At 61.9% G+C, this 13,356-nt stretch carries 12 protein-coding genes; all 12 read left to right on the top strand.

Going from position 1 to position 13,356, the window contains the following annotated elements:
• Positions 1–126 precede the first annotated feature (126 nt).
• The 12 genes from V8352_RS02185 (at position 127) to V8352_RS02130 (ending at position 13,321) form a co-directional block, all read left to right on the top strand.
• Positions 127–960 carry an RNA polymerase factor sigma-32 gene (locus V8352_RS02185; RefSeq protein ID WP_442970932.1) on the top strand — a complete coding sequence of 278 codons (834 nt, stop codon included), beginning with the start codon at positions 127–129 and terminating at the stop codon, positions 958–960.
• A gap of 224 nt (positions 961–1,184) precedes the next feature.
• Positions 1,185–2,381, top strand: coding sequence for a bifunctional phosphopantothenoylcysteine decarboxylase/phosphopantothenate--cysteine ligase CoaBC (gene coaBC, locus V8352_RS02180; RefSeq protein ID WP_336422614.1), 1,197 nt, complete (start codon positions 1,185–1,187; stop codon positions 2,379–2,381).
• 81 nt (positions 2,382–2,462) lie between these two features.
• Complete coding sequence (locus V8352_RS02175) at positions 2,463–2,756, top strand: hypothetical protein (protein ID WP_336422613.1); 294 nt, start codon at positions 2,463–2,465, stop codon at positions 2,754–2,756.
• 35 nt (positions 2,757–2,791) lie between these two features.
• A complete protein-coding gene (locus tag V8352_RS02170; RefSeq protein ID WP_336422612.1) occupies positions 2,792–3,025 on the top strand; it encodes a TM2 domain-containing protein in 234 nt (77 codons plus the stop codon).
• A gap of 278 nt (positions 3,026–3,303) precedes the next feature.
• Positions 3,304–3,687: a succinate dehydrogenase, cytochrome b556 subunit gene (gene sdhC, locus V8352_RS02165; protein ID WP_336422611.1), complete on the top strand. Its 384-nt coding sequence runs from the start codon at positions 3,304–3,306 to the stop codon at positions 3,685–3,687.
• A 13-nt stretch (positions 3,688–3,700) separates the two neighbouring features.
• Complete coding sequence (sdhD, locus tag V8352_RS02160; RefSeq protein ID WP_336422610.1) at positions 3,701–4,072, top strand: succinate dehydrogenase, hydrophobic membrane anchor protein; 372 nt, start codon at positions 3,701–3,703, stop codon at positions 4,070–4,072.
• Between the two features lie 19 nt (positions 4,073–4,091).
• Complete coding sequence (gene sdhA / locus V8352_RS02155) at positions 4,092–5,897, top strand: succinate dehydrogenase flavoprotein subunit (protein ID WP_336422609.1); 1,806 nt, start codon at positions 4,092–4,094, stop codon at positions 5,895–5,897.
• On the top strand, positions 5,897–6,211 hold the full coding sequence (locus V8352_RS02150; protein WP_336422608.1) for a succinate dehydrogenase: 315 nt from the start codon (positions 5,897–5,899) through the stop codon (positions 6,209–6,211). Before sdhA ends, V8352_RS02150 begins: the two co-directional genes overlap by 1 nt.
• 13 nt (positions 6,212–6,224) lie before the next feature.
• Positions 6,225–7,004 carry a succinate dehydrogenase iron-sulfur subunit gene (locus V8352_RS02145; RefSeq protein ID WP_336422607.1) on the top strand — a complete coding sequence of 260 codons (780 nt, stop codon included), beginning with the start codon at positions 6,225–6,227 and terminating at the stop codon, positions 7,002–7,004.
• A 149-nt stretch (positions 7,005–7,153) separates the two neighbouring features.
• Positions 7,154–8,839: an NAD(P)H-dependent oxidoreductase subunit E gene (locus tag V8352_RS02140; protein WP_336422606.1), complete on the top strand. Its 1,686-nt coding sequence runs from the start codon at positions 7,154–7,156 to the stop codon at positions 8,837–8,839.
• Entirely contained in the window at positions 8,839–11,619 is a 2,781-nt protein-coding gene (gene fdhF / locus V8352_RS02135; protein ID WP_442970931.1) for a formate dehydrogenase subunit alpha, read from the top strand. The genes V8352_RS02140 and fdhF overlap by 1 nt, the downstream gene beginning before the upstream one ends.
• A 25-nt stretch (positions 11,620–11,644) precedes the next feature.
• Positions 11,645–13,321, top strand: a complete 1,677-nt coding sequence (locus tag V8352_RS02130) for a formate--tetrahydrofolate ligase (RefSeq protein ID WP_336422605.1) — start codon at positions 11,645–11,647, stop codon at positions 13,319–13,321.
• Positions 13,322–13,356: the final 35 nt, after the last annotated feature.

The following is a 13,356-nucleotide window of genomic DNA, read 5'->3' as shown; positions in this document are numbered from 1 at the left end:
GTTTCCTTAGCCGTAGCACTTGGCGAATGACTGAGAAAGAGCGCTAACTGACTTCGCGCGTACACCACCGGGGGAAGACTGATGGTAATCGACGTTCAACAAAACAGTTCATTGTCGCGCAAGGCCATGAAAGCCGAGCTTCTTGACGCTGAAACCGAATTGAAACTGGCCTATGCGTGGCGCGATCATCGCGACGAAGAGGCGCTGCACCGCCTCATCACCGCCTACATGCGCTTGGCCATTTCCATGGCGTCGAAATTCCGCCGCTACGGCGCGCCGATGAATGATCTGATCCAAGAGGCGGGGCTGGGCCTGATGAAGGCAGCCGAAAAATTCGATCCGGACCGCGGTGTGCGGTTTTCGACCTATGCGGTATGGTGGATCAAGGCGAGTGTTCAGGATTACGTGATGCGCAACTGGTCGATGGTGCGCACCGGGTCCACGTCTTCGCAAAAATCACTCTTTTTCAACATGCGCCGTGTTCAGGCCCGGCTGGAGCGTGAGGCGATGGCCCAAGGTCATGAGTTGGACGGATACCAGCTGCGCGAAATGATTGCCCAGGAGGTCGGCGTTCCGCTGCGAGATGTCGAAATGATGCAAGGGCGCTTGGCGGGTTCGGATTTCTCGCTGAATGCGACCCAAAGCTCTGAGGATGAGGGCCGCGAGTGGATCGACGCGCTTGAGGATGATGCCCCGCGTGGTGATGAGCTGGTCGAGGTCGATCACGATCTGGGCGCTCTGCGCGTCTGGCTGACCGAAGCGATGGGCAAGCTGAACGAGCGTGAACGCTTCATCGTGCGCGAGCGCAAGCTGCGCGACGAGCCGCGCACTCTGGAAAGCCTTGGCGAGGAATTGAATCTCAGCAAGGAGCGCGTGCGCCAGCTTGAGGCCGCAGCCTTTCAGAAAATGCGCAAGACGCTTGAGGCGAATGGTACCGAGGTGCAGAGCCTGTTGGCCTGATGCGCTGGCTTGCCGCGCTGCCGTCGCCGGCAACCTCTGTTCACAGCATTGGGCAGGGCGAGAATGGGGTATCGCCCATGGGCTCCTTCGACCAAGAGATCCATAGCCCTGCACCTCGCCGCGACGATGTTTGCGAGGCGCTCGCCTAGGCGCGCAACTGTCCAGGCGGCGCTCTTGTCTTGCACCGGCGCGCGCCATACTGTCGCGGCGCTTGGGGGTGGCTCATGACGCTTGCGAACAAACGAATTCTGCTGATTATCGGGGGCGGTATCGCTGCCTTCAAAACGCTTGACCTGATCCGCCGCCTGCGCGAGCGGGGGGCAAGCGTGACCCCGGTCCTGACCCGCGCGGGGGCCGAGTTTGTTACACCGCTGTCGGTCGCTGCATTGGCAGGGTCCAAGGTCTATACCGATCTTTTCGATCTGACGGATGAGGCCGAGATGGGCCACATCCAACTCAGCCGTAGCGCCGATCTGATCGTGGTCGCGCCCGCCACGGCCGATCTGATGGCCAAGATGGCGCAGGGCCATGCCAGTGATCTGGCGACAACGCTGCTTCTGGCCACCGATACACCCGTGATGATCGTGCCCGCGATGAATGTGCGCATGTGGGACCATGCGGCGACGCAGCGCAATCTGGCCACGCTCCGCGGCGATGGCATTGCCGTGATCGGCCCCGAAAGCGGTGACATGGCCTGCGGAGAGCATGGGCCGGGTCGCATGTCCGAGCCTTTGCAGATCGCCGCTGCCATCGAGGGCGCGCTGTCGGGTGGCCCGCTGAAGGGCCGCCGCATCCTTGTCACCTCGGGGCCGACGCACGAACCGATTGATCCGGTGCGCTATATCGCCAACCGCTCGTCCGGCGCGCAAGGGGCGGCCATCGCCCGTGCGCTAACGGCGCTGGGGGCCGAGGTGGTTTTCGTCACCGGCCCCGCCGATACGCCGCCGCCGGGCGGGGTCGATCTGCACCGGGTCGAGACGGCGGATCAGATGCTGGACGCTTGCCGCGCGGCCCTGCCCGTGGATGTGGCCATTTGCGCTGCCGCCGTGGCCGATTGGCGTGTCGCCAGTGCCAGTTCCTGCAAGATGAAGAAGACCAAGGGCGGCCTGCCGCAGCTGGAATTGACCGAGAATCCCGACATCCTCGCCACGCTGTCGCAGCCGGGCCCCCAGCGCCCCGCATTGGTCGTTGGCTTTGCCGCCGAGACAGATGACGTGATCGAGAACGCCACGGCCAAGCGTCAGCGCAAGGGCTGCGACTGGATCGTCGCCAATGATGTCAGCCCGCAAACGGGCATCATGGGCGGCTCGGACAACGAGGTGACGCTGATTACCGATGCGGGCGCCGAGGGCTGGCCGCGCATGTCCAAGGACGAGGTCGCGGCGCGTCTGGCTGTGCGCATCGCGGCCGATCTGAATTGAGCGCGCGCATGCAATAATTGTTGCGCGGATTCAGCTATTGGGCCAAGACAGATCGAGCAAATCCTCCGAATGGCACGCAACATGCAGCATTCTGCCGAAACGTCTCCCAAGTCCTACGGCATCGCCATCATGCTGTGCGGCATCTTTGGCGTCGTTGGTATCCATCATTTCTACCTCGAGGACTGGCTGCATGGCCTCGCCGATGTCGGTCTGCTGATCCTTGCCATCGGATTTGCGGTGCAGGGCATGGTCGGTCTGGCGCTGCTCGTGATCGTGCTGGATGCGCTTCATACCTTAATCGTATTTTACTACCTCATCATCGAAAAATGGCGCGACGGAAAAGGTCGCCCCATCTTGATGCAGGCCAATCCATAAGGCGCGCAGCGCCATCATTCATAAGGGACAATACAATGACACAGACGACCACAATCGGCCCCGTCAGCGAGAAGAAATTCGTGCCTGCGGTGCTCTTGTGCTTTTTCCTTGGCAGCCTTGGCATCCATCGGTTCTATCTGGGCAAGGTGGGCACCGGCATCCTGATGCTGCTGACGCTGGGCGGTCTTGGAATCTGGACGATCATTGATTTCGTGCGCCTCATCATCGGCTCGATGAAGGACAAGCATGGTCTGCCGCTCCAGCACTGAAGTCAGGGCCGCGCGGCTACGTGGTGCGCCCCTGATTCCACTTTGATTTCCGGTGATCAGCGGCATGATGTGCCGCTGATCTCTTTTGTGATCACATGATATTCCGCCGTGATCACAAAATCCCGCCTTGTAGGCTCGGATGCGGATTTTAATGGTTTTTCTCTGGGCAAGCGCGCCAAGACCGCTAAAACGTAACCCAAGCACCGCCCCGGCGACGCACGCGTGCCTCGTGCCCGTTTCAGCCTCCGGTGCGGGACCATAATAAAGGAAACCTGGATATGGCTGATGTGAACCGGGGCAATCGCCCGCTTTCACCGCATATTTCGATTTATCGCCCACAACTGACCTCTATTACGTCGATCCTGACGCGGGTCACGGGCAATGCGCTGCTGATCACGACGCTGCTGGTCGTATGGTGGTTTCTGGCCGCCGCATCCTCGCCCGAGGCTTTTGCAACGGCGAATGGCATTCTGACCAGCTGGTTCGGCGATCTGGTCATGACGCTCTCGCTTCTGGGGATTTGGTATCACACGCTGGCGGGTATCCGGCATCTGATCTGGGACACCGGTTCAATGCTCGAGATTGGCCGCGCCGAGATGTTGGGCTGGATCTGCCTTGGCGGCTCGGTTGTGCTGACCATCCTGACAATCCTGATCGTCTGAGGGGGCTATCGTCATGCGTTTTCTGACTGACCGCAAACGGGCCGAGGGCCTCGGCTCTGCGCAATCGGGCGTTCATCATCATTGGTCGATGATCCTCAGCTCTGTCGCGCTGGTTTTCCTGATCCCGCTGTTCATCTTCACCTTCGGGCCTGTTCTGGGCGCATCTTATGAAGAGGTCGTGGCCTACTACGGCCGTCCTTTCCCCGCGATCGTGGCCGCGCTGACGCTGATCGTCGGCCTGCGGCACTTTGCCGGGGGATGCCAGGTGATGATCGAGGACTATGTTCATGGGCTGGCACGGAAGGTCGCGATCCTTCTGATGTACTGCCTTTCCTATGCGGCGATGGCGGCTGGCGTTTTCGCCATTGCGCGCCTTGCCCTCTAAAAGACCGGAGTGACGACGAATGGCCGAATACGAATACGAGACGCATGATTATGACGTCGTGGTCGTCGGGGCAGGCGGCGCGGGACTGCGCGCCACACTCGGCATGGCCGAGCAGGGGCTGCGCACGGCTTGCGTGACCAAGGTTTTCCCGACCCGCTCGCACACGGTGGCGGCGCAGGGCGGCATCGCGGCATCGCTCAGCAACATGGGCCCGGATCATTGGCAGTGGCATATGTATGACACCGTCAAGGGGTCGGACTGGCTGGGGGATACCGACGCGATGGAATACCTCGCGCGCGAGGCGCCCAAAGCGGTTTATGAGCTTGAGCATTACGGCGTGCCCTTCAGCCGGACCGAAGAGGGCAAGATCTATCAGCGTCCCTTCGGCGGCCACACCACCGAATTCGGCGAAGGCCCGGCCGTGCAGCGCACCTGCGCTGCGGCCGACCGGACAGGCCACGCGATCCTGCACACGCTTTATGGTCAGAGCCTCAAGCAAAAGGCAGAGTTTTATATCGAATACTTCGCCATCGACCTGCTGATGTCGGACGATGGTGTCTGCACCGGCGTCGTCTGCTGGAAGCTGGACGACGGCACGATGCATGTCTTCAACGCCAAGACGGTCGTTCTGGCCACAGGCGGCTATGGGCGGGCGTATTTCTCGGCCACTTCGGCGCATACCTGCACCGGCGATGGCGGCGGCATGGTGGCGCGGGCTGGCCTGCCGCTTCAGGATATGGAGTTTGTTCAGTTCCACCCCACCGGCATCTATGGCGCGGGCTGCCTCATCACCGAGGGTGCGCGCGGCGAGGGCGGATATCTGACCAACTCCGAAGGCGAGCGTTTCATGGAGCGCTATGCACCGCAGTATAAGGATCTCGCGCCGCGCGATTATGTCAGCCGCTCGATGACGATGGAAATTCGCGAAGAACGCGGCGTCGGCAAGGACGGCGATCACATCCACCTGAACCTGTCGCACCTGCCCCCCGAGGCCCTGAACCTGCGCCTGCCGGGCATTTCGGAATCGGCCAAGATTTTCGCCGGTGTCGATGTCACCAAGGAGCCGATCCCGGTTTTGCCTACCGTTCACTACAACATGGGCGGCATTCCGACGAACTACTGGGGCGAGGTTCTGAACCCGACCGAGGATGAGCCGAACGCGATCGTGCCGGGCCTCATGGCCGTGGGCGAGGCGTCCTGCGCGTCTGTGCACGGGGCGAATCGCCTCGGCTCGAACTCGCTGATCGACCTTGTCGTGTTTGGCCGCGCTGCCGCGATCCGCGCCGGCAAGGTCGTCGATCCCGACAGCGCCGTTCCCGCAACGAACAATGCCGGCGTCGAAAAGGCGTTCGAGCGGTTTGACAGCATCCGCAACGCCAGCGGCGGCACGCCGACGGCTGCGCTGCGCGACGATATGCAAAAGACGATGCAGGCCGATGCCGCCGTCTTCCGCACCTCGAAAACTCTGGCCGAAGGTCTGGAAAAGATGAAGGGGATCGCGGCCAAGCTGGACGATCTGCATGTGACCGACCGCACCCTTGTGTGGAACACGGACCTGATGGAAACGCTCGAGCTGACGAACCTCATGCCGAACGCGATGGCGACCATCGCGGGCGCAGAGGCCCGTCAAGAAAGCCGCGGCGCCCACGCGCACGAGGATTTCTCGAAGCGTGACGATGAAAAATGGCGCGTCCATACTATCACCCGCGTCGATGGGCCCAAGGTCGATCTGACCTATCGCCCCATCATTGAAACCCCGCTGACCGATGAGGATGCCGGCGGCATCAGCCTCAAGAGGATCGCGCCCAAGGAACGCACATTCTGATGAGGGCGCTTGCGATCTTGGCTCTTGCCGGGCTGACGGCCTGCGCGGCGGCGAATGACGCCGCCGACGGCCTTGCGCGGCAGCAGGCCAAGAACGTCGTGAACACCTATGTTGCCGACAGGTATCCCGGCCTCAACGCCGCGCCGATCACCGATTGCATCATCGACGCTGCCGATGCGCGCGAGATCCTGCAAATCGCCAGCGGCGCAGTGACGGGAGTGGATGCGGCCCTTGCCGAACAGATCGGCCAGATTGCCCGCCGCCCCGAGGCATTGCAATGTATTGCCCAAAACAGCCTGACCCTGCTGGGCTGAAAAGGAGTAGAAGATGGTTCAACTGACCCTGCCGAAAAACAGCCGCATGGTGACGGGCAAGACTTGGCCCAAGCCCGAAGGCGCCACCAACCTGCGCAAGTTCAGCATCTATCGCTGGTCACCTGATGATGGCTCGAATCCCCGCGTCGATACCTACTTTGTCGACATGGACGATTGCGGGCCGATGGTTCTGGACGCCCTCATCAAGATCAAGACCGACATCGACCCCACCCTGGCCTTTCGCCGGTCCTGCCGCGAGGGGATCTGCGGCAGCTGCTCGATGAATGTCGGCGGCATCAACACCTTGGCCTGCATCTATGGCTTGGACGAGGTCAAGGGCGACGTGAAGATCTATCCGCTGCCGCATATGCCGGTGGTGCGCGATCTGGTCACCGACCTCACCCATTTCTACGCGCAGCATGCCAGCATTCAGCCATGGCTCGAGACAGAGACGAACGCCCCGGCCAAGGAGTGGAAGCAGTCGATCGAGGATCGTGAAAAGCTGGACGGGCTTTACGAGTGCATCATGTGTGCCTGCTGTTCGACGGCCTGCCCCAGCTACTGGTGGAACGGCGATAAATATCTCGGACCGGCAGCGCTCTTGCACGCCTATCGCTGGATCGTTGATTCGCGCGACGAGAATACTGGCGAGCGCCTCGATGACCTTGAAGATCCCTTCAAGCTCTACCGGTGCCACACCATCATGAACTGCACCAAGACCTGCCCCAAGGGTCTGAACCCCGCCAAAGCCATCCAGAATATCAAGAAGATGATGGTAGAGCGCGCAGTTTGATCCCAAAGTGACGCATGCAGATCAGCAGGCCGCATCGCGGCCTGCTTTTGTGTTTCACGATCCCACGTTTATCCACCAGTTTTTGACAGGCTTCTGTTGACTGGAGGGAAAATAAATTAAACAGTGGGAAATTAACGTGAGGAGTCGTCATGGGCGCAGATCAAGGTAGCGGTGTATGGAAATCCGGGCGCGGCAAGGGTCGCGTGACGCCCAAGGGGCGCCAACTGGATGATGCGGCATGGGCCGATGTCCGTGCCCTGCTGGACGGTCGCGAAATCCGCCGTGACCATCTGATCGAGTATCTGCACCTCATTCAGGACAAGTTCGGCCACCTGTCCGCCGCACATCTGCGCGCACTTGCCGAAGAGATGCGGATCTCGATGGCCGAGGTGTATGAGGTCGCGACCTTTTACGCGCATTTCGACGTCGTGAAGGAGGGCGAGACACCGCCCCCCGCACTGACCATTCGCGTCTGCGATTCGCTTAGCTGCGAATTGGCCGGCGCGCAGGAGTTGAAGGCGGCGCTGGAGCAGGGTTTGGACCCTGCCGAGGTGCGCGTGCTGCGCGCGCCCTGCATGGGCCGCTGCGATACCGCCCCGGTTCTGGAGCTGGGGCACGCCCATATCGACCACGCCACCCCTGACAAGGTCAAGGCGGCCATCGCGGGCGGCCATACGCACGCGCATATCCCCGAATATCAGGCGCTGGACGCCTACCGCGCGGATGGCGGCTATGATGTGCTGGCCGATCTGCGCAAGAACGGCAAATTCGAGACCGTCCAGCAAACACTGCTTGATTCGGGTCTGCGCGGTCTTGGCGGGGCTGGTTTCCCCTCGGGCAAGAAATGGGGTTTCGTCCGCGATGCCGCTGGCCCCCGCTATGTGGCCGTCAACGGCGATGAGGGCGAGCCGGGCACGTTCAAGGACCGCTATTATCTTGAGCGGACGCCGCATCTTTTCCTTGAAGGGATGTTGATCGCCGCATGGGCGGTCGAGGCGCAAACCTGCTTTATCTACATGCGTGACGAATATCCCGCCGTGCTGGAAATCCTTGCGCGCGAGATCGCGGCGCTGGAGGCGGCGGGCATAGTCCAAGAGGGCTATATTGAGCTGCGCCGCGGCGCAGGCGCCTACATCTGCGGCGAAGAAAGCGCGATGATCGAGAGCATCGAGGGCAAGCGCGGCCTGCCGCGTCACCGCCCGCCCTTCGTGGCGCAGGTGGGTGTCTTTGGCCGGCCAACGCTGGTCAACAATATCGAGACGCTGCACTGGGTGGCCCGGGTGCTGCGCGAGGGTGGCCAGATCCTGTCGGATGTCGAAAAGAACGGGCGCAAGGGTCTGCGCAGCTATTCGGTGTCGGGGCGTGTGAAATCGCCGGGCGTGCATCTTTTGCCTGCGGGATCGACCATCACCGATGTGATCGAGGCGGCGGGCGGTATGCTCGACGGTCACACCCTCAAAGGGTATCAGCCGGGCGGCCCGTCCTCGGGCCTCTTGCCCGCGTCGATGGACGATATCCCGCTCGACTTCGATACGTTGCAACCGCATGGCACCTTCATCGGCTCTGCGGCTGTAGTCGTGCTCAGCGACAAGGACAGTGCGCGCGCCGCAGCGCTGAATATGTTACGGTTCTTCGAGGATGAAAGCTGCGGCCAATGCACCCCCTGCCGGGTCGGCTGCGAAAAGGCGGTCAAGCTGATGCAGGCCGACACATGGGATCAGGATCTTCTGGGCGAGCTGTGCACTGCGATGGCCGACGCGTCGATCTGCGGTCTTGGGCAGGCGGCGCCCAACCCGATCCGCTCTGCGATGAAACATTTTCCCGAGGAAATCTGATGTCCGAAGCCAAGATGGAAACAGTCACCTTCACGCTCGATGGCGCCGAGGTCACCGCGCCCAAGGGTCAGACGATCTGGGAAATCAGCCACGGCCGTGGCCTGATCATTCCAAACCTCTGCCACAAGCCGCAGCCGGGCTATCGCCCCGATGGCAATTGCCGTGCCTGCATGGTCGAGGTCGAGGGCGAGCGTAACCTGATCGCCTCCTGCATCCGCGAGGCGACCGACGGCATGGTCGTCAAGACGGACTCCGCCCGCGCCAAGCAGGCCCGCAAGATGGTGATCGAAATGCTGGTTGCGGACCAGCCAAAGCCCGAGGTGGCGCACGACAAATCCAGCCACCTGTGGGACATGGCCGCGATGCAGGGCGTCGACTCCAGCCGCTTTCCCAAGCTGGAAGAGGGGCACATCCCCCTGCTGGATGACAGCCATGTCGCGATGAGCGTCAATCTGGATGCCTGCATTCAATGCGGCCTGTGCGTGCGCGCCTGCCGCGAGGTTCAGGTCAACGATGTGATCGGCATGGCCGGGCGCGGGCACAACGCCTATCCGGTATTCGATTTCGACGATCCCATGGGCGACAGCACCTGCGTCGCCTGCGGCGAGTGCGTGCAGGCCTGCCCCACCGGCGCGCTGATGCCCGCCACCGTCGTGGACGAAAATCAGGTCGGGGACAGCGCCGATTACGACACCGAGACCAAGAGCATCTGCCCCTTCTGCGGTGTTGGCTGCCAGATCAACCTCAAGGTCAAGGACGGCAAGGTCAAATATGTCGAGGGCATCAACGGCCCCGCCAACGAGGGGCGGCTCTGCGTCAAGGGGCGCTTTGGTTTTGACTATATCCACCACTCCCACCGCCTGACCAAGCCGCTCATCCGCCGCGATGATGCGCCGGCCAAGGGCCTGAATGTCGACCCTGGCAACTGGCAGGAATATTTCCGCGAGGCCGAGTGGGACGAGGCGATGGATCTGGCCGCGAGCCGGCTCAAGGGTCGCGGCCGCGAGGTCGCGGGCTTTGGCAGTGCGAAATGCACCAACGAAGAGGCGTATCTGTTTCAAAAGCTGATCCGTCAGGGCTTCCGCCACAACAACGTCGATCACTGCACGCGGCTGTGCCATGCCTCCTCCGTCTCGGCGCTGATCGAGAATGTTGGCTCGGGTGCGGTGACTGCGACCTTCAACGAGATCGAGAATGCTGATGTGGCCATCGCCATCGGCTGCAACCCGATCGAAAACCACCCCGTCGCCGCCACCTATTTCAAGCAATTCACCAAGCGTGGTGGCAAGCTGATCGTGATGGATCCGCGCGGTGTGGGGCTGCGCCGTTTTGCGTCGCACATGCTGCAATTCCGCCCCGGCGCGGATGTCAGTATGCTGAACGCGATCATGCATACGATCGTCGAGGAAAAACTCTACGATCAACAATATATCGACGCCTATACCGAAAACTGGGAGGCAGAGAAGGCGCATCTGGCCGACTTCTCCCCTGAAAAGATGGAAGGCATTTGCGGCATTCCCGCCGAGACGCTGCGCGACGTGGCGCGCACCTTTGCGGGTGCGAAATCCGCGATGATCTTTTGGGGGATGGGCGTCAGCCAGCATATTCACGGCACCGACAACGCGCGCTGCCTGATCAGCCTTGCGCTGATGTGCGGGCAGGTTGGACGCCCCGGCGCGGGCCTGCACCCCTTGCGCGGTCAGAACAACGTGCAGGGCGCCAGTGATGCGGGCCTTATCCCGAATTTCCTGCCTGACTATCAAAGCGTCACGGATGACGGTGTGCGAAACGCCTTTACCGAGGTGTGGCAATCGGAGGATTTCAGCGCCGAAAAGGGCCTGACCGTGACCGAGATCATGGATGCGGTCCATGACGGTGACATCAAGGCGATGTATATTCTGGGCGAAAACCCGGCCATGTCCGACCCCGATGTGGACCATGCACGCGATGCGCTGGCCAAGCTCGATACACTGGTGGTGCAGGACATCTTCCTGACCGAGACGGCGAATTATGCCGACATCATCCTGCCCGCGTCGGCCTTTGCCGAAAAATCGGGCACCGTCACGAATACCAACCGTCAGGTGCAGATCGCCCGCGCCGCCGTGCCGCCCGTTGGCGATGCGCGCGAGGATTGGCGCATCACGAACGATCTGGCCAACCGCCTTGGCCTGAACTGGAAATATGACAGCCCCGCCGATATCTTTGCCGAGATGAAGTTGAACATGCGCAGCTTGGACAACATCACTTGGGATCGTCTTGAGACGGAGGGCGCGGTGACCTACCCGTCGCTCAGCCCCACCGATCCGGGGCAGGCCATCGTCTTTGGTGACGGCTTTCCCAGACCGCAGGGTCGCGCGCGCTTTACGCCGGCATCGGTCATCGCGCCCGACGATGTGCCTGATGAGCATTTCCCGATGATCCTGATCACGGGCCGTCAGCTTGAGCATTGGCACACCGGTTCGATGACGCGCCGCAGCCGCGTTCTGGACTCGGTGGAGCCCGAGGCAAACTGCTCGCTCCACCCCTCGACGCTGCGCAAACTGGGGGTAGAGCCCGGCGAGCACGTGCGTCTGAGCACCAAGCGCGGCAGCATCAGCATCATGGCGCGCTCCGACCGCGCCATAGCCCCCGACATGGTGTTCCTGCCCTTCGCCTTTGTCGAGGCGGCGGCGAACATCCTGACAAACCCCGCGATCGACCCCTATGGCAAGATCCCGGAATTCAAGTTTTCTGCCGTCAAGGTAGAAGCCGACACCCAATCTTCCGTCGCCGCCGAGTGACGCAACCAACGAGGGACTGATCCTAATGGCCTACAAGAGCGATATCGAAATTGCGCGCGCCGCACAGAAAAAGCCGATCCAGGAGATCGGTGACAAGCTGGGCATCCCGAACGAACATCTGCTGCCCTACGGCCACGACAAGGCCAAGGTCTCGCAAAGCTATATCGACAGCGTTCAGGGCAACAAGAGCGGCAAGCTGATCCTCGTCACCGCGATCAACCCCACGCCCGCAGGCGAGGGCAAGACGACGACGACTGTCGGTCTGGGCGACGGCCTGAACGCCATTGGCAAGAAGGCGATGGTCTGTATCCGCGAGGCAAGCCTTGGGCCGAACTTTGGCATGAAGGGTGGCGCCGCGGGCGGCGGCTATGCCCAGGTCGTGCCGATGGAGGACATGAACCTGCACTTTACAGGGGATTTCCACGCGATCACCAGCGCGCACAGCCTGCTGTCGGCGATGATCGACAACCATATCTATTGGGGCAACGAACTGGACATCGACATCCGCCGCGTCGTCTGGCGCCGCGTGGTCGACATGAACGACCGCGCCCTGCGCCAGATCACGGCCTCACTGGGCGGCGTTTCCAACGGCTTCCCGCGTGAGACCGGTTTCGACATCACTGTGGCATCCGAAGTCATGGCGATCCTCTGCCTTGCCAAGAACCTCAAGGACCTCGAAGAGCGTCTTGGGTCCATGATCGTGGCCTATCGCCGTGATCGCAGCCCCGTCTTCTGCCGCGATATCGAGGCAGAGGGCGCGATGACCGTCCTGCTCAAGGATGCGATGCAGCCGAACCTTGTGCAAACGCTGGAAAACAACCCCGCCTTCGTGCATGGCGGCCCCTTCGCCAATATCGCGCATGGCTGCAACTCGGTCACGGCAACGACGACCGCCTTGAAGATCGCCGATTTCGTCGTGACCGAGGCGGGCTTTGGCGCGGACCTTGGTGCCGAGAAGTTTATGAACATCAAGTGCCGCAAGGCGGGCCTTGCGCCTGACTGCGTCGTGCTGGTGGCCACCGTGCGCGCGATGAAGATGAATGGCGGCGTCGCCAAGGCGGATCTGGGTGCCGAGAACGTGGATGCGGTCAAGAGCGGCTGCGCCAACCTCGGGCGCCACATCGGCAACCTCAAGAGCTTTGGTGTGCCGGTGATCGTCGCGATCAACCATTTCGTCAACGATACCGATGCCGAAGTGCAAGCGGTCAAGGACTACGTCAGCGGCCAAGGCAGCGAGGCGATCCTGTCGCGTCACTGGGAACTGGGCAGCGAAGGCAGTGCCGAACTGGCAACGCGCGTCGCCGAAGTGGCCGAAAGCGGCGTATCGGATTTCAAGCCGATCTACCCCGACGAGATGTCCCTCTTCGAGAAGATCGAAACGATCGCCAAGAACATCTATCACGCCGATGGCGTGGTGGCCGACAGCAAGATCCGCGATCAGCTGAAGCAGTGGGAAGAGGCTGGATACGGCAACCTGCCGATCTGCATGGCGAAAACGCAGTACAGCTTTACCACCGACCCAAGCCGCCGCGGTGCGCCCACGGGCCATTCGGTGCCTGTGCGTGAAGTGCGCCTGAGCGCCGGAGCGGGATTTGTTGTCGTCGTCTGCGGCGAGATCATGACGATGCCGGGCCTGCCGCGCGTCCCCGCCGCAACTTCGATCCGGCTCAACGATGGCGGCGAGATCGAAGGTCTGTTCTAAGGTCCAGGGGCGGCGCGCGCGGGGCATCGAGCCCC

This window comes from Roseovarius sp. D0-M9, assembly GCF_037083805.1.
GTDB lineage: Bacteria > Pseudomonadota > Alphaproteobacteria > Rhodobacterales > Rhodobacteraceae > Roseovarius.
The sequence above is the reverse complement of the archived record's forward strand: the minus strand, read 5'-3'. Positions and strand labels throughout refer to the sequence as shown.

Coding starts and splice junctions, on each gene's coding strand:
- V8352_RS02185 (WP_442970932.1), top strand. CDS start 127: ATGAAAGCCGAGCTTCTTGACGCTGAAACCGAATTGAAACTGGCCTAT.
- coaBC (WP_336422614.1), top strand. CDS start 1,185: ATGACGCTTGCGAACAAACGAATTCTGCTGATTATCGGGGGCGGTATC.
- V8352_RS02175 (WP_336422613.1), top strand. CDS start 2,463: ATGCAGCATTCTGCCGAAACGTCTCCCAAGTCCTACGGCATCGCCATC.
- V8352_RS02170 (WP_336422612.1), top strand. CDS start 2,792: ATGACACAGACGACCACAATCGGCCCCGTCAGCGAGAAGAAATTCGTG.
- sdhC (WP_336422611.1), top strand. CDS start 3,304: ATGGCTGATGTGAACCGGGGCAATCGCCCGCTTTCACCGCATATTTCG.
- sdhD (WP_336422610.1), top strand. CDS start 3,701: ATGCGTTTTCTGACTGACCGCAAACGGGCCGAGGGCCTCGGCTCTGCG.
- sdhA (WP_336422609.1), top strand. CDS start 4,092: ATGGCCGAATACGAATACGAGACGCATGATTATGACGTCGTGGTCGTC.
- V8352_RS02150 (WP_336422608.1), top strand. CDS start 5,897: ATGAGGGCGCTTGCGATCTTGGCTCTTGCCGGGCTGACGGCCTGCGCG.
- V8352_RS02145 (WP_336422607.1), top strand. CDS start 6,225: ATGGTTCAACTGACCCTGCCGAAAAACAGCCGCATGGTGACGGGCAAG.
- V8352_RS02140 (WP_336422606.1), top strand. CDS start 7,154: ATGGGCGCAGATCAAGGTAGCGGTGTATGGAAATCCGGGCGCGGCAAG.
- fdhF (WP_442970931.1), top strand. CDS start 8,839: ATGTCCGAAGCCAAGATGGAAACAGTCACCTTCACGCTCGATGGCGCC.
- V8352_RS02130 (WP_336422605.1), top strand. CDS start 11,645: ATGGCCTACAAGAGCGATATCGAAATTGCGCGCGCCGCACAGAAAAAG.